15 protein-coding genes are annotated in these 15,699 nt (G+C 52.1%); 9 read left to right on the plus strand and 6 right to left on the minus strand.

What is annotated here, in order from left to right; all coding sequences use genetic code 11:
• Positions 1–449: 449 nt before the first annotated feature.
• Positions 450–1,070, minus strand: a complete 621-nt coding sequence (gene sodA, locus LC084_RS22110) for a superoxide dismutase [Mn] (protein WP_226574243.1) — start codon at positions 1,068–1,070, stop codon at positions 450–452.
• A 298-nt stretch (positions 1,071–1,368) separates the two neighbouring features.
• Between sodA and LC084_RS22115 the strand changes: the two genes are divergently transcribed.
• The 4 genes from LC084_RS22115 to rhaT all read left to right on the plus strand — a co-directional run bounded on the left by LC084_RS22115 (position 1,369) and on the right by rhaT (position 5,476).
• A complete protein-coding gene (locus tag LC084_RS22115) occupies positions 1,369–2,346 on the plus strand; it encodes a TRAP transporter substrate-binding protein (RefSeq protein ID WP_226574246.1) in 978 nt (325 codons plus the stop codon).
• A 17-nt stretch (positions 2,347–2,363) separates the two neighbouring features.
• Positions 2,364–2,879, plus strand: coding sequence for a TRAP transporter small permease (locus LC084_RS22120; RefSeq protein ID WP_226574249.1), 516 nt, complete (start codon positions 2,364–2,366; stop codon positions 2,877–2,879).
• The gene (locus LC084_RS22125) at positions 2,872–4,179 is read left to right on the plus strand and encodes a TRAP transporter large permease (RefSeq protein ID WP_226574252.1); all 1,308 of its coding nucleotides are present in this window, start codon (positions 2,872–2,874) and stop codon (positions 4,177–4,179) included. Before LC084_RS22120 ends, LC084_RS22125 begins: the two co-directional genes overlap by 8 nt.
• Before the next feature lie 262 nt (positions 4,180–4,441).
• A complete protein-coding gene (rhaT, locus tag LC084_RS22130; protein WP_226574255.1) occupies positions 4,442–5,476 on the plus strand; it encodes an L-rhamnose/proton symporter RhaT in 1,035 nt (344 codons plus the stop codon).
• A gap of 26 nt (positions 5,477–5,502) precedes the next feature.
• Here rhaT and rhaR read toward each other — a convergent pair whose 3' ends face one another.
• The gene (rhaR, locus tag LC084_RS22135) at positions 5,503–6,333 is read right to left on the minus strand and encodes an HTH-type transcriptional activator RhaR (protein ID WP_226574257.1); all 831 of its coding nucleotides are present in this window, start codon (positions 6,331–6,333) and stop codon (positions 5,503–5,505) included.
• A 72-nt stretch (positions 6,334–6,405) separates the two neighbouring features.
• Complete coding sequence (gene rhaS / locus LC084_RS22140) at positions 6,406–7,242, minus strand: HTH-type transcriptional activator RhaS (protein ID WP_226574379.1); 837 nt, start codon at positions 7,240–7,242, stop codon at positions 6,406–6,408.
• Between the two features lie 302 nt (positions 7,243–7,544).
• Between rhaS and rhaB the strand changes: the two genes are divergently transcribed.
• The 5 genes from rhaB to rhaM are packed head-to-tail and all read left to right on the plus strand — an operon-like array spanning position 7,545 to position 12,575.
• The gene (gene rhaB, locus LC084_RS22145; protein WP_226574260.1) at positions 7,545–9,017 is read left to right on the plus strand and encodes a rhamnulokinase; all 1,473 of its coding nucleotides are present in this window, start codon (positions 7,545–7,547) and stop codon (positions 9,015–9,017) included.
• Positions 9,014–10,270, plus strand: coding sequence for an L-rhamnose isomerase (gene rhaA / locus LC084_RS22150; protein ID WP_226574263.1), 1,257 nt, complete (start codon positions 9,014–9,016; stop codon positions 10,268–10,270). Before rhaB ends, rhaA begins: the two co-directional genes overlap by 4 nt.
• Positions 10,271–10,279: 9 nt before the next feature.
• Positions 10,280–11,104 (plus strand): rhamnulose-1-phosphate aldolase, encoded by an 825-nt coding sequence (gene rhaD / locus LC084_RS22155; RefSeq protein WP_226574266.1) that lies wholly within the window; start codon positions 10,280–10,282, stop codon positions 11,102–11,104.
• Positions 11,105–11,115: 11 nt separating this feature from the next.
• Complete coding sequence (fucO, locus tag LC084_RS22160; RefSeq protein WP_036106980.1) at positions 11,116–12,264, plus strand: lactaldehyde reductase; 1,149 nt, start codon at positions 11,116–11,118, stop codon at positions 12,262–12,264.
• Positions 12,261–12,575: an L-rhamnose mutarotase gene (gene rhaM / locus LC084_RS22165; RefSeq protein ID WP_226574269.1), complete on the plus strand. Its 315-nt coding sequence runs from the start codon at positions 12,261–12,263 to the stop codon at positions 12,573–12,575. The genes fucO and rhaM overlap by 4 nt, the downstream gene beginning before the upstream one ends.
• A 60-nt stretch (positions 12,576–12,635) precedes the next feature.
• Here the strand turns inward: rhaM and grxB are convergent, their stop codons facing one another.
• The 3 genes from grxB to LC084_RS22180 all read right to left on the minus strand — a co-directional run bounded on the left by grxB (position 12,636) and on the right by LC084_RS22180 (position 15,601).
• Positions 12,636–13,271, minus strand: a complete 636-nt coding sequence (grxB, locus tag LC084_RS22170) for a glutaredoxin 2 (protein ID WP_226574271.1) — start codon at positions 13,269–13,271, stop codon at positions 12,636–12,638.
• Positions 13,272–13,830: 559 nt separating this feature from the next.
• Complete coding sequence (locus LC084_RS22175; protein WP_226574381.1) at positions 13,831–14,259, minus strand: GNAT family N-acetyltransferase; 429 nt, start codon at positions 14,257–14,259, stop codon at positions 13,831–13,833.
• Positions 14,260–14,788: 529 nt separating this feature from the next.
• Positions 14,789–15,601, minus strand: coding sequence for a DUF1295 domain-containing protein (locus LC084_RS22180; protein WP_226574273.1), 813 nt, complete (start codon positions 15,599–15,601; stop codon positions 14,789–14,791).
• Between the last annotated feature and the right edge of the window lie 98 nt (positions 15,602–15,699).

Consider the following 15,699-nt stretch of genomic DNA (forward strand, 5'->3'; position numbering starts at 1 on the left):
GGTGTTAGTGGCCTCGAAATCGTTGAGGCGTGCCTGGCGGGCCGGGGCTGCCTGCAGGGATGCAGGCAGAGCGACGGGAGGCAGGAGGCCGACTCGGAGCGGTACCCGAAAAGCCTGCCAGGGTAAGCCGAATGTCCGCGTAGCGGCGATTTTGCCAGCCACCCACGGGGGTGCAGGGGGGACGGCCCCCCTGCGTGCGCCGGGCGCAGCTGGTGAGTGAAACCTGTGTGGCTGACACGGCGCGCAACAGGCGCTGTACTGGCAGGCCACTTGGTACGTGAGTTTAATGATATTTAATCCCGCGCTATAAAAAGAAGAAGGCCTGCAAATGCGGGCCTTCTTCTTTTACGCTGGACCAATCCCCGGAGCAGGCGCATACCATTGCCTGTTCACCACACTCCCTGTGCCAAACTCCGGTTCCTGTACAGCTCTTGTTTTACTGAACCGTATTATTTCACTGATGCGAAACGGGCAGCGGCTTCGTCCCAGTTCACCACGTTCCAGAATGCTTTAATGTAGTCCGGGCGGCGGTTCTGGAATTTCAGGTAGTAAGCGTGTTCCCACACATCCAGGCCAACAATCGGGAAGCCGGAAGCGCCAGAAATAGCTTCACCCATCAGCGGGCTGTCCTGGTTAGCGGTAGAAACCACGGCCAGTTTGCCATCTTTTACCACCAGCCACGCCCAGCCAGAGCCAAAGCGGGTTGCAGCAGCTTTTTCAAATGTTTCCTGGAAGCTTTCAACGCTACCAAAATCACGTTCGATGGCCGCTTTCAGGTCGCCCTGCAAAGTGGTGCCGGTTTTCAGGCCTTTCCAGAACAGGCTGTGGTTAGCATGGCCACCCGCGTTGTTACGCAGTACGGTTTGTTTGTCTGCCGGTAATTCAGCCAGTTTGGTGATCAGCTCTTCAGCAGACAGAGAAGCGAACTCTGGCAGGCTTTCCAGCGCAGCATTCGCGTTATTCACGTAGGTCTGATGGTGCTTAGTGTGATGGATTTCCATCGTCATTTTGTCGAAGTGCGGTTCCAGCGCGTCATAAGCATAAGGCAGGGATGGCAGTGTATAACTCATCGTTCTCATCTCCATTATTGTCGGGCGGCTGTTAGCGCCGCGTAATCAGTTTGGTCATTATAGTTATTTAAATGATATTGAAAATGATTATCAATGCCGTATAGAGTGTGTGGTTTTTCATCACTCTGATGAAAAAAACGCCATATATAGTGAAAAGTAAAAGTGTGACAACCCCCGCCAGTACCCTGTTTTTCTCGCCAGTTTTTACCTGTTACTGGCAAAACTACAAAGGTTATTCCCCCCTGTTTCAACGTACATTTCAGCTCAATGGCGAAAATAAAATAATGGACTGATTTATATGAAACGAAATATCAGAAACATCTTACCCTGCCTGTTCGCCCTGTTTTTCTCTCTCTCCAGCCACGCAGAAACGGTGTTACGCATTGCTTATGCAGAAAACAGCCAGCCAGTGAAAGACGCGCTGCATTACCTGGGCGAACAGATAGAACAACGCACCCAGGGCGATATTAAAGTGCTCTGGTTTCCGGACGGGCAACTGGGGGGCGAGCGTGAACTGGTGGAGCTGGCACAAGTGGGGGTTGTGGATATTACCAAGGTCTCTTCGGGTTTACTGGAAAGCTTTTCGCCTTACTACGGCGTGTTTTCTCTGCCGTATCTGTTTAATAGCAAAACGCATTTCTATGCGGTAATGGACAACCCGGACATTATGCGGCCGGTGTATGAATCCACCGCGCCACAAGGGTTCACCGGTATTGGCTGGTTCGATTCCGGCGCTCGTAATTTTTATATGAGCAAAGGCCCCATTCATAGCATTAACGACCTGAAAGGGAAAAAAATCCGGGTTATGCAGAGTGAAACCGCCATCACCACGTTGCGGTTACTGGGTGCATCACCGATTGCCATGAGCCAGGCCGAAGTTTACACCTCGCTCCAGCAAGGCATTCTGGATGGTGCCGAAAATAACGAATTCGCGCTGACCATCGCTCGCCACGGTGAAGTGGCACGTTATTACACCTACGACATGCACACCCGTATTCCCGACATCCTGCTAATGAGTAACCTCACCAAAGAAAAACTGACCCCGGAACAACTGGCGATTGTGCAACAGGCCGTGAAAGACGCAATCGAGTTCGAAAAAGCCGCGTGGGATAAAGCCATTGAAGACACCAAACAGCTCGCCGTCAGCCAGTTTGGTGTGGTGTTTAACGATATTGACCTTGCGCCATTCCAGCAAGCCGTCCAGCCCATTTACCAAAGTCTGGAGAGTAAACCGGCGTTGAATGAGCTGTATCAACAAATTCGCGCAATGGAATAACACAAGAGGAAGGGGTTATGAATAATATCCGACGCATGCTGGACCGGGGTCTGGAGATTGTGGGCGGCACACTGCTCGCCATGATGGTGGTGGTAGTTTGTTGGCAGGTCATCAGCCGCTATGTGATGGGCGCACCCAGCATCTGGACTGAAGAGCTGTTGCGCTTTTCTTTGGTATGGCTCTCTATGCTGGGTATGGCCTACGTGTGCGGGAAACAAGAACATATCAGCCTGACTCTGCTACTCAATAAAGCACCTGAACATTTGCGCGCCTGGTGGATGCTGGTGCTGCAACTCACATTTGCGCTTTTCTCACTGTATATCCTGATTATTGGCGGGTTAAAAATCTCGGGGATCTCCATGCTCCAGGTATCACCTGTACTGCAAATTCCCATGGGCCAGGTCTACTACGCCCTGCCGGTTTCTGGCCTGCTTATCATTGTTTACAGCATCCTGAATATTACCGCGACTGTGAAAAGTTTACGTAGTGCGCCACAAACAACCACCCCGTCTCTGGAGGAAAACCATGATTGATCCCGTTCTGGCCTCCGGGCTGTTAATCGCTGTGTTTGTGGCACTACTGGCGTTAGGTGCGCCCATTGGTATCTGCATTGTGGTAGCCTCCTGCAGCACCATGCTGCTGGTACTGCCATTTGATATCGCCATGTTTGCCACGGCACAGAAAATGTTTTCCAGCCTGGACAGCTTCTCTTTGCTGGCTGTCCCTTTCTTTATTCTCTCCGGGGTCATTATGAACAGCGGGGGGATTGCCACCCGGCTGGTGAATTTCGCCAAGCTGTTTACTGGCAGGCTGCCGGGCTCCCTCTCTTATACCAACATCGTTGGCAATATGATGTTTGGCGCAATTTCCGGCTCAGCCATAGCTGCTTCTACTTCTATTGGCGGCGTGATGGTGCCTATGAGCGCCAAAGAAGGCTATAACCGGGGTTTTGCTTCAGCCGTTAACATTGCTTCTGCACCCACGGGAATGCTCATCCCGCCGACAACCGCATTCATTCTCTATGCGCTGGCAAGTGGTGGAACATCTATTGCTGCCTTGTTTGCAGGTGGCATGGTGGCGGGCTGCTTGTGGGGCATGGGCTGTATGCTGGTAACACTGGTGGTGGCAAAACGGAATAACTACCGTGTCTTTTTCGCCCTGCAAAAAGGTGTTGCCTGGAAAGTCACACTGGAAGCTGTACCCAGCCTGTTGCTGATTGTGATTATTGTGGGCGGCATTGTGATGGGGATTTTTACCGCTATTGAGGCCTCAGCCATTGCGGTGGTATATACCCTGTTTCTGACTCTGGTGTTGTACAAAACGTTATCAGTGAAAGATTTACCCGGCGTCTTTGTGCAAACCGTGGTGATGACCGGCATTATTATGTTCCTGCTTGCCACCTCTTCTGCCATGTCGTTTTCCATGTCGATAACCAGCATTCCGGCGGCGCTCAGCGAATTATTACTGGGCATATCCGAGAACAAGATCGTGATTTTGCTGGTGATTACTGCATTTTTGCTGGTAATTGGCGCCTTTATGGATATTGGTCCGGCCATTCTGATTTTCACGCCGATCCTGTTGCCGATTATGGTGAAACTGGGCGTCGATCCGGTGCATTTTGGGATCATTATGATCTACAACCTGGCGATCGGGACGATCACGCCCCCCGTTGGCAGTGGGTTGTATGTCGGTGCCAGTGTTGGCCGGGTAAAAGTGGAAGACGTCATCCGCCCGTTAATGCCCTTCTACGCCGCGATTATCAGCGTGCTGCTGCTAATAACCTTTGTACCTGAAGTCACACTATTCCTGCCCCGCTTACTGGGCGTGATGTAATGGATTCTGCCCGCCAGCTCATATTACTGGCGGGCTCTTTGGCAACGGGAAGCGTGTTTTTCCTGGGAAAAGCATCGAATTTACCGCAAATTATTCACCAAAATACTGAATTGTGATCTTCATCGCGCCCACCCACTGTTTTTTGCCAGCTTTCATCACCCCGCGTCATTTGCCTGAAGGTTCATAATGACGCCACCCCATACACTCGCCAGTATCAGGTGCATTTACGCGCCCGGCATTCAATAACAACGAGGGTTTGAGGATGAATGACGCCATTACCATGGGGATTTTATGGCATCTGGTTGGCGCAGCCAGCGCTGCCTGCTTTTACGCCCCTTTTAAGAAAGTAAAAAACTGGTCATGGGAAACCATGTGGTCGGTCGGCGGGATAGTTTCATGGATTGTGCTGCCCTGGCTGGTCAGCGCTATTTTGTTGCCTCACTTCTGGGCTTATTACAGTTCATTCAGCCTGTCGACACTGCTGCCAGTATTCCTGTTCGGCGCAATGTGGGGGGTAGGTAACATCAACTATGGCCTGACGATGCGTTACCTGGGCATGTCGATGGGGATTGGGATAGCCATCGGTATTACCCTGATTGTGGGTACGCTAATGACCCCGATTATCAATGGCAAATTTGATGTGCTGATTGGAACCGAAGGTGGCCGAATGACTCTGGCAGGCGTTCTGGTAGCGCTAATTGGGGTTGCCATTGTTACCCGTGCAGGCCAGTTAAAAGAACGCAAAATGGGTATCAAGGCCGAGGACTTTAACCTGAAAAAAGGCCTGATCCTCGCCATCATGTGCGGGATATTCTCTGCCGGGATGTCTTTCGCCATGGATGCCGCCAAACCAATGCATGAAGCCGCAGCGGCATTAGGTGTTGACCCGTTATATGTTGCCCTGCCGAGCTATGTCATCATCATGGGCGGTGGTGCAGTCGTGAACCTTGGCTTCTGTTTTGTTCGCCTGGCAAAAGTGAAAGACCTTTCTGTGAAAGCCGATTTCTCACTGGCAAAACCACTGATTATCACCAACGTATTACTTTCCATGTTGGGTGGATTAATGTGGTACCTGCAGTTCTTCTTCTATGCCTGGGGACACGCCAAAATCCCGGCACAGTACGACTACATGAGCTGGATGCTGCATATGAGCTTCTATGTGTTGTGTGGTGGTCTGGTTGGGCTGGTGCTCAAAGAGTGGAACAATGCGGGCCGCCGCCCGGTGGGTGTGTTGAGTGTTGGTTGTGTGGTGATTATCATCGCCGCCAATATTGTTGGCCTGGGTATGGCGCAATAAAGCGAATATCCGGCCCTACCGCAAACTTAACGCTGGCGCCACAACCGTGGCGTCATGCCTGTTTCACGTGTGAAAACCACCGAAAAGTAGTTACTGTCTTCAAAGCCACAGCGCGTGGCAATATCACTGATTAACAACTCGGTATTGCGTAATAAATATTGTGCGTGGCACAGGCGCTGCTGGCGCAAATACTGACTAATACTCATGCCGGTGCGCTGGCGAAATAACTGGCGCAGCGCCCGCTCAGATAACTGGTGGCGGCCACAAAACTCAGCTAAATCAAACGGTGAATCCAGGCTCTGGCCCAGTGCTGCCATCAGAAAATCCAGGTTTTCCCCCGAGTTTGGGGTCTGGGCTGGCTGGTAACGGTGGCGTTTCAGCGTTACCAATAATTGCAAAAACAAACTCTCTATGGCATAGCCGGAAAGATTGTCTTCCTGGCGTAAAGTTTCAGTTTCCAGGTGGTCAATCAGTGGCTTTGCCAGCGCCATACCCTGGCTGTCCAGCCGCCAGCGTGGGTCTGTAAAAGTGGTGCGTTCACCTGGAAGTAATTCTCCCCAGTTTACATTCAGCGTAAGCCGCTCCGGGCAATAAATCACATTGTGTAACACCAGGTCGTTCACTACTTCATAGCTGTGCCGGTCTTGCGCCCGCACATAAAACAGGTCGCCACAGGTAATGCGATAAGGCCTGTCGTTAAGCACATGCAGGCCATTGCCGCGCCACACCAGAACCAGTTCGCAAAATTCATGAGTATGTTCGGCAAAGATATTTTGCGGATAGCGGTCCGCCACCACCACAGGCTGGGTAGCGGAAGTGAAAAAATCATTTTTTTTCAGGATTAGCTGGCAGGACACAGGACCGCTCCGGTTATCACGTAACGGGCATTATTGATTCTTCCCACTAAAAAATCGGTGATAACCTTCGCGTTACTGAAGTTGCGTGTCACGCCCCAGGCGAATATCCCGTGGCGACCAGGTGAACTCACGTTTAAACAACGTCGAAAAATGGTTACTGTCACCAAACCCGCACTGGTAAGCGATGTTTGTGATGCTTTCTTCGGAATGGCGCAACAAGTGACGGGCTTTAATCAGCCGCAAGCGGTTGAGGTAGCGCTGGGGAGTTAACCCGGTGCGCTGTTTAAGCTGGCGGTGCAGCGTGCGTAATGAAAGCGCATGTTGCTCTGCAAGCTCATCCCAACAAACATCTTCTGCAAAATGCATTTCCAACCAGCTCAGTAACTGGTCCACTCTGCCTTCCGGGCTGGGGTGGTTCTGGGCAAGGCTACCCTGGCGTAACAACACCAACAGTTGCATAAAGGCCATTTCTCTACAGGCCACTGCATTGATTTCGGTATTATCGCCAGCAAGTTCCAGTTGGTTCAGTAAAGGCTTAATTTGCTGCAGTACATTCTGGCTAACACGCCAGTGCGAAGGGTAAAAACCATCTAACTCTTGCGGTAAGAGCTTTTCCAGGCCGGAAATAAAGCTGAATCCGCCGGGAGAGCGGTACAACACATTGGTCAGAAACAAGTTTTCAGTATGTTCATATAAATGCCGATCATGCTCACGCACAAAACACACCGAACCGCCACTCAGGGTATAGGGCTGCCCATTAAAAATGTGGGTGCCAGTTCCGTGCTCAACAATCACGATTTCACAAAAATCATGGTGATGTTCTGGAAATGCCACCTGTGGCAAACGAGGCTCTATTGCCACACAAGCGCCCTTCGATGGGAAAAAATCAACGCTATGTAATACCGTCATCATTACCTCCCACACTCAGTTAAGGTGAACTGATAGTAGATAAGCGCCGGTATTGTCACCTTAAGTTTTTGACGTAAAAAACGCAGTTCTGCGCCGTTTTTTCAAGAAACAGCCGGTATTCTTCGAAACTGTGGAAAACATCACACCACATACTTTTCACGGATAAACAGCAAACTGTGAAGTGCCTCACGTTCAACTTTATCTGCTTGCCAGCACTAATTTTCCGTTGTCATTGGTAAAAAGGTGACAAGGGTAGCCACTCCTTAGACTGACGGGTATCAACTTCAGAAAGGATACCCATCATGACGATTCGCCATTGCGTCGCGGTTGACCTGGGCGCCTCAAGTGGCCGGGTAATGCTGGCAACTTACGACAACATTCAGCGCCAGGTGGCGTTAACAGAAATTCACCGCTTCACTAATTGCCTGAAAGCGGTTGATGGTTTTGACACCTGGGATGTAGACAAACTGGAGCAGGAAATCCGCACAGGACTGCAGCAAGTTTGCGACCGCGGTATTACTGTAGACAGCATTGGCATTGACACCTGGGGCGTGGATTTTGTCCTGATTGATGCCAATGGCCAGCGGGTTGGCCTGCCGGTTTCCTACCGTGACAGCCGCACAGATGGCGTGATGTCTGGTGCATTTCGCACACTGGGTAAAGAAGCTATTTACCGCAAAACCGGCATCCAGTTCCTGCCATTCAATACCCTGTACCAACTAAGAGCACTGGCTGAACAACAACCAGAACTGCAGGGCCAGGTCGCCCATGCCTTACTGATCCCCGATTACCTGGCGTTTCGCCTTACCGGCAACCTCAACTGGGAATACACCAACGCCACAACCACCCAACTGGTGAATATCAACACCGACAACTGGGACCAGGAACTGCTGGACTGGGCAGGTGTGCCAGCCCACTGGTTTGGCGCACCCACACACCCCGGCAACCTGATTGGCCACTGGGTATGCCGTGAAGGGAAACGTATTCCACTGGTTTCTGTCGCCACCCACGATACTGCCAGCGCAGTGCTTTCAGTGCCGCTGCAAAGCAAAAACGCTGCATGGATTTCTTCTGGCACCTGGTCTCTGATGGGCTTTGAGAGCCGCCGCCCCTGGACCAGCCCGGCAGCACTGGCCGCTAACATCACCAATGAAGGCGGTGCCGAAGGGCGCTACCGGGTGCTGAAAAACATTATGGGCCTGTGGTTACTACAACGAGTCTGCCGTGAGTACCAGGTCACTGATTTGCCAGATTTGATTGAGCGGGCAAAAGCGCTCCCTGCCTGCCGTTCGCTGATTAACCCTAACGATGACCGGTTTATCAACCCAGAAAATATGGCACGGGAAATTCAGGCTGCCTGCCGGGAAACCCATCAGGCGATTCCGGAAGATGATGCCCAGCTGGCGCGCTGCATTTTCGACAGCCTGGCGCTGCTCTACGCCGACACATTGCGTGAACTGGCTCAGCTGCGCAACCGCCCGTTCGATACTCTGCACATTGTTGGCGGTGGCAGCCAAAACCATTTCCTTAACCAGCTTTGTGCTGACGCCTGCGGCATACCTGTTATCGCGGGCCCAACAGAAGCCTCAACTCTGGGCAATATCGGCTGCCAGCTCATGGCGCTGGATGACATCCACGATGTCGATGACTTCCGCTATGTGGTGTTCAGCAGCCAACCACTTATCCATTTTCAACCCGATTCAGACAGTGAAATTGCCCGCTATGTCGCGCAGTTTCCACAACAACTTCAACCGAATAAGGAGCTTTGCGCATGAGCACTCAACTTGATCAAGCCTGGGAACTGGCAAAACAACGCTTTGCTGCCGCTGGTGTGGATGCTGAAAAAGCCCTGCAACAACTGGACCGCCTGCCTGTATCTATGCACTGCTGGCAGGGCGATGATGTCGTGGGCTTCGAAAACCCTGAAGGCGCGCTAACTGGCGGCATTCAGGCCACCGGTAATTACCCAGGGAAAGCACGCACCGCCGAAGAATTACGGGCGGATTTAGAGCAAGCGATGAGCCTGATCCCCGGGCCAAAACGCCTGAACCTGCACGCTATTTATCTGGAATCGGCAACACCTGTTGAACGCAATGAAATAAAACCAGAACATTTCACCAACTGGGTGAACTGGGCGAAAGCGCAAAAACTGGGTCTGGATTTTAACCCCACTTGCTTCTCGCACCCGCTGAGTGCAGATGGCTTCACGCTGTCACACCCGGACGAAAAAATTCGCCAGTTCTGGATTGATCACTGCAAAGCCAGCCGCCGTATTTCCGCCTATTTTGGCGAACAGTTGGGCACGCCATCAGTCATGAATATCTGGATCCCGGATGGCATGAAAGACATCACGGTAGACCGCCTTGCCCCGCGCCAGCGTTTACTGGCCGCACTGGATGAAATCATCAGTGAAAAACTCAACCCGGCTCACCATATCGATGCCGTAGAAAGCAAACTGTTCGGTATTGGCGCAGAAAGCTACACCGTGGGCTCCAGCGAGTTCTATATGGGTTACGCCAGCAGTCGTCAAACTGCGTTGTGTTTAGATGCTGGTCACTTCCACCCAACCGAAGTTATCTCCGACAAAATCTCCGCCGCCATGTTGTATGTGCCGCGCCTGTTGCTGCACGTCAGCCGCCCGGTACGCTGGGACAGCGACCATGTGGTCCTGCTCGATGATGAAACCCAGGCCATCGCCAGTGAAATTGTGCGCAACGACTTGTTCGACCGCGTACACATCGGCCTCGATTTCTTTGATGCCTCTATTAACCGTATCGCCGCCTGGGTCATTGGCACCCGCAATATGAAAAAAGCCCTGCTGCGCGCCTTACTGGAACCTACAGCCAAACTGCGCCAGTTAGAACTGGAAGGCGACTATACGGCACGCCTGGCGCTGCTCGAAGAGCAAAAATCGCTGCCATGGCAGGCAGTCTGGGAACGTTATTGCCAACAACACGATACCCCGGCTGATGCCTCCTGGCTCACCACCGTTCGCCATTATGAAAACGACGTTTTACGTCAACGCTAAGGAGTTCACATGCAATCAATTCTTTCTTCCTGGTTTGTTACCGGAATGGTTAAAGCCACCAGTGATATGTGGCTCAAAGGCTGGGATGAGCGTAATGGCGGCAATATCAGCCTGCGTGTGGACGCTACAGATGTGGAACCTTACCGCAGTGATTTCTATGCAGAACCACGCTGCGAAGAACTGACTCAGCCCGCAAAAGAACTGGCAGGATGCTGGTTCCTGGTCACTGGCTCCGGCAAATTCTTCCGTAATGTACAGGTTGACCCGGCGGCAAACCTGGTGCTGCTGCGCATTACCGATGACGGCATGGCTTACCATATTCACTGGGGCCTGAGTGAAGGCGGGCTGCCCACCTCTGAATTGGCCGCACATCTGCAATCCCATGCTGTACGTAAACAGCTTTCAGGCGGCCGGGACCGGGTAATCATGCATTGCCACGCCACTAATCTGATTGCCCTGACCTATGTTCTGCCGCTCGATTCCGCCAGCTTCACTCGTAAATTGTGGGAAGGCAGCACGGAATGTCTGGTGGTGTTCCCGGATGGTGTTGGCATTGTGCCGTGGATGGTACCTGGCACCGATGGCATTGGCAGCGCCACCGCAGAACAAATGAAATCTCACAGCCTGGTGTTGTGGCCGCACCACGGTGTTTTCGGTACCGGACCTAATTTAGACGAAGCGTTCGGTTTGATAGATACCGCAGAGAAATCTTCGCAAATTCTGGTGAAAGTATTGTCGATGGGCGGAATGCAACAAACCATCACCACAGAACAACTGATAGCCCTTGGCAAACGCTTTGGCGTCACGCCAATGGCCGAAGCCCTTAATGCATAAGGAGCACAATCATGAGTTTTATGCTGGCATTACCCAAAATCAGTCTGCATGGCGCAGGCGCGATTGGGGACATGGTAAATATGGTGTCAGGCAAACAGTGGGGGAAAGCGCTGATTGTCACTGATGGGCAACTGGTGAAACTGGGCCTGCTGGATTCCCTGTTCGCTGCCATGAAGCACCACAATATGGAATACCATTTGTTCGATGCTGTTTTTCCTAACCCAACAGAAGCATTAGTACAACAAGGCTTCAAAGCGTTCCGGGACGCAAAATGTAATTTTATTATCGCATTTGGCGGCGGCAGCCCAATTGATACCGCCAAAGCCATTAAAATTTTGACTGCCAACCCGGCGCCTTCGACCAATTATTCTGGCGTAGGCAAAGTAAAAAATCCGGGCGTTCACCTGGTGGCGATAAACACCACCGCAGGCACCGCTGCTGAAATGACCAGCAACGCGGTGATTATCAACAGTGAACGCAAAGTTAAAGAAGTGATTATCGACCCGAATATCATTCCAGATATCGCCGTGGATGATGCCAGTGTCATGCTCAACATTCCGGCATCGGTTACCGCCGCAACAGGCATGGATGCACTGACCCACGCCATTGAAGCCTATGTATCAATTGGCGCACATCCACTAACAGACGCCAATGCGCTGGAAGCGATTCGCCTCATCAGCACCTGGTTACCCAAAGCGGTTGATAACGGCAAAGACCTGGAAGCCCGGGAAATGATGGCCTACGGCCAGTACCTGGCGGGCATGGCATTCAACAGCGCCGGGCTCGGGCTGGTACATGCACTGGCTCACCAGCCTGGGGCAACCCACGACCTGCCACATGGCGTGTGCAATGCGATTCTGTTGCCTGTTATTGAAAACTTTAACCGCCCGGCTGCCGCAGCCCGTTTTGTGCGTGTTGCTGAAGCCATGGGTGTGAATACCCAGGGGATGAGCGAAGAGTTAGCCAGTGAGAAGGCGATAGAAGCGATTCGCGAATTGTCTGCCCGCGTTGGCATTCCCACCGGGTTCAGCAAACTGGGCGTTACCCAGGAAGATATTGAAGGCTGGCTGGATAAAGCTCTGGCAGACCCTTGTGCGCCGTGCAACCCACGCACCGCGACACGAGAAGAAGTGCGGGCGCTTTATCTGGAGGCATTATGATTCGTAAAGCATTTGTCATGCAGGTGAACCCAGATGCACATGAAGAGTATCAACACCGTCATTCGCCGATTTGGCCTGAGCTGGAAACGGTTCTTAAACAGCACGGTGCTCATCACTATGCTATTTATCTCGATGCTGAGCGCCATCTCCTGTTTGCCACGGTAGAGATTGAATCAGAAGAGCGTTGGGACGCCGTTGCACAAACTGAGGTTTGCCAGCGGTGGTGGAAGCATATGCGGGATGTCATGCCAACACATTCCGATAACAGCCCGTTAAGCGATACGCTCAAACCGGTGTTTTATTTGCCCTGAGTGTTGTTCCAGTGATAGCCAACAGGCCGCACACTATTGCGGCCTGTTGGCTTTGTGCTATTACATGGCCTGTTCAGTCAGCAGGCTCACACCTGTTGCGCCTGCAACACGCGCCAGGTAAGCCTGAACCTGGTCGCCAAAGTGGATATTTTTCACAATAGTCAGGCTGCGCAATACAGGGAACAGAATAAAGTCTGTAATATCAATAGAGTGGCGCTCAGCAACCAACGGTTCCAGGGCTACCAGTTGAGACTCTACATCTGCCAGTAACGCGGGCGTATCAGCAATCAGTTGCTCCAGGTCGCCAAATGCTTTCTCTTCACGCAAACGGTAAGCCTCACGAGCGGCCGGGGTTGCCAGCTCGGCAAAATCACCCTTAGTGAAACGCGGCACAGCAAGGTTAAACGCGCTTTTTGATACCTGCTTGCACCAGGCTTCTATCGCCGCATCTACCGTTCCCGTTGCCACCTGAGGTGCCTGCTTGCTGTCAAGATAGTGCACAATATCCATACTTTCTGGCATATAACTGCCATCTTCTTTTTGCAAAATAGGCACCACTTTGCGCCCCACCATGCGGGTTGGGGTTTCAGTATCGCCTTCCATAATGATATCGATATCGACGGGCAAACTTTTCAGCCCGACAATCATCTGCGCACGCAAACAAAACGGACAATGTTGGTAAATAAAAAGCTTCATAACTCGCCTCATGAGAACAGCAATGGGTGTGTGGTCTGTCTGGCCAATGAGAATAATGCCAAACAAGAATCAATTAGCAATCTAACCATTGTGAGACAGGAAGCAGGGATATGTAAAGGGCCCGCCAGACACGCCTCAACGATTTCGAGGCCACTAAACCCACCGCCTGTAAGCCTTAAGCAAAACACAAAGAAAATATACCGAATGCCTTACTCACAGCCACACCAGACAACACAAGCAATCCCGCACTCGCAGCGTGGACAGAGCCGCGTAAAACCGGTGAACCGCAGAAAGGAAGACAAGGTTATTCCGCCCGGACGGCGGAATAAGGCGAAACGAGGCATGGATGCCGAGTCGAGCCGGCCGCAGGCTGACTGCCCGGAGGTGAACGCAGTGCGTAGCACCGGTTGCCCGCGAAAACGGGGATTGCAAAGGGGGCGAGCCCCCTTAGCCCGTTCACCGGCTGTGAAGCCACATTAACCCCATCACTGCAAGTGAACGGAAACAACCACACGGCAAGTGAACGGGACAGTCACACCAGCCCGAGTGAACGGAGCACTCACCCAACCAGCGACCTGGTTAAATAATGCCGCTGCTGCCCGGTATGCGGGTAATTATCCAGCGACATTTGCAATACAAAACCTTGCTTCTGATAAAAACCGAGCGCCTGAAAACTGAACGTATCCACCAACAAATACCGACACCCACGCTCAGCAGCAATCTCTGCTACGGCAGCCATAAGACACTCGCCCACTCCTTTTCCACGCAGCGCCTCACTCACCCACAAAAACTCAATCGACAACCATTCACCTTGTTGTTTACCACTAATCCCGGCCTGAATAACGCCCTGTTCATCGGTATCAAATACGGCAAAAGGGCGAAACATCTCCGGTTCAACAAACTGAATATTGTAAGAACGTAATCCCCCAGTCAGTTGCGCGATTTGTTGATCTGTAGGTGTATCGGTTTTTACTAAAGCCATGGGTATTCCTCCTGAATATTATCCCGAAAAAATCAAACTCGAGGCCAGTAAATCAAACAAATAAAGCACTACGCAACACCAGGAGAAAGAAATAGATACATCGCCCCATGAATATATAAAAAACAACAGCAGGCACCAGCTCGCAGTCCATTTCTCCCACCTGTAAGCCCCAGAAAAACACAAAGGAAACAAACCAAACCCAGAACCCACCGCCACACCAGACAACACAAGCATTCCCACACCCGCAGCGCCGGCTGAGCCGCGTAAGACCGGTGAACCGCAGAAAGGAAGACAAGGTTATTCCGCCCGGACGGCGGAATAAGGCGAAACGAGGCATGGACGCCGAGTCGAGCTGGCCGCAGGCTGACTGCCCGGAGGTGAACGCAGTGCGCAGCACCGGTTGCCCGCGAAAAACCGGATTGTTAAGGGGCGGGCCCCTTAACACGTTCACCGACTGTGAAGCCACACTGAGCACACCACGTAAAGTGAACGGAACTTTCACCACACCGGCATCATCACACCAGCCCGCCTCCCCTCACCCCAAATAAACCCTCAACTTCCGCAACGAATACACCGGAACACCAGGAAACAACACCGGCACCTGGCTCACCCACACCTGGTACTCAGGGTCATCCCCATAACGCGCCCCTTGCTTTAACTCCAGCCTGCGAGCCGACCCAAGCATAATCAGGAAAATACAGATAAAACCAACCAGAACAGCACACCAACTCAGCACTGTGTGGTACGCCCCCACACCAGCAACCAAATTTCCCAACCAGAACAGAATCTCCCCTAAATAATTCGGGTAACGGCACCAGCGGTAAACACCCCGGCGCACAAATTTGTTCGGTTCACGCTTTTTACTGGCCGATTTCTGCCAGTCTGCTGTCATTTCCAGCACCAGCCCTGCCGCCATCACGGTGACTCCGGGCCACAGTAACGGCGTATCGCCCGCCAGTAGAACAAACAGCAACGGTGCCGCCATTGCGACATATAACGCACTCACACTAAACCAAATCCCCAGCCTGGCCGGGCGGGTAATATGCGCACTCCGCGCTTTGGAGGCTTCAAGTTCCCGTGCAAAACTGGCTGAACGCTCCCGATAAATAAGGTAACCCGCAAGCCGCAGGCCATACAGGCACAATAACCCCGCCTGCAGCCAGGAACCGGCCACTGAAGGCGGTGCCGCCCACGCAAACCACACCGCCAGCGCGCTGACAGACGCACCGTAACCAATGCTGATAAACCAGTCTGTTCGTAAAAAACCCAACGCCGAAATCAGTAAACACAACCCATAACCCACTGCCAGTTCTTGCCAGAAAACATTGCCTGTACTGAATACTGCCATCAACGGCCACCTTGCTTCGTTCTTAAAAACCCCGGTACAAATATGATGACATTATGGCAAGTGATACCGGCATACAACTCAGATAAGTCGGCAAAATT

The sequence above is a fragment of the Mangrovibacter yixingensis genome (assembly GCF_020523985.1).
In the GTDB taxonomy this organism is placed as follows: domain Bacteria; phylum Pseudomonadota; class Gammaproteobacteria; order Enterobacterales; family Enterobacteriaceae; genus Mangrovibacter; species Mangrovibacter yixingensis.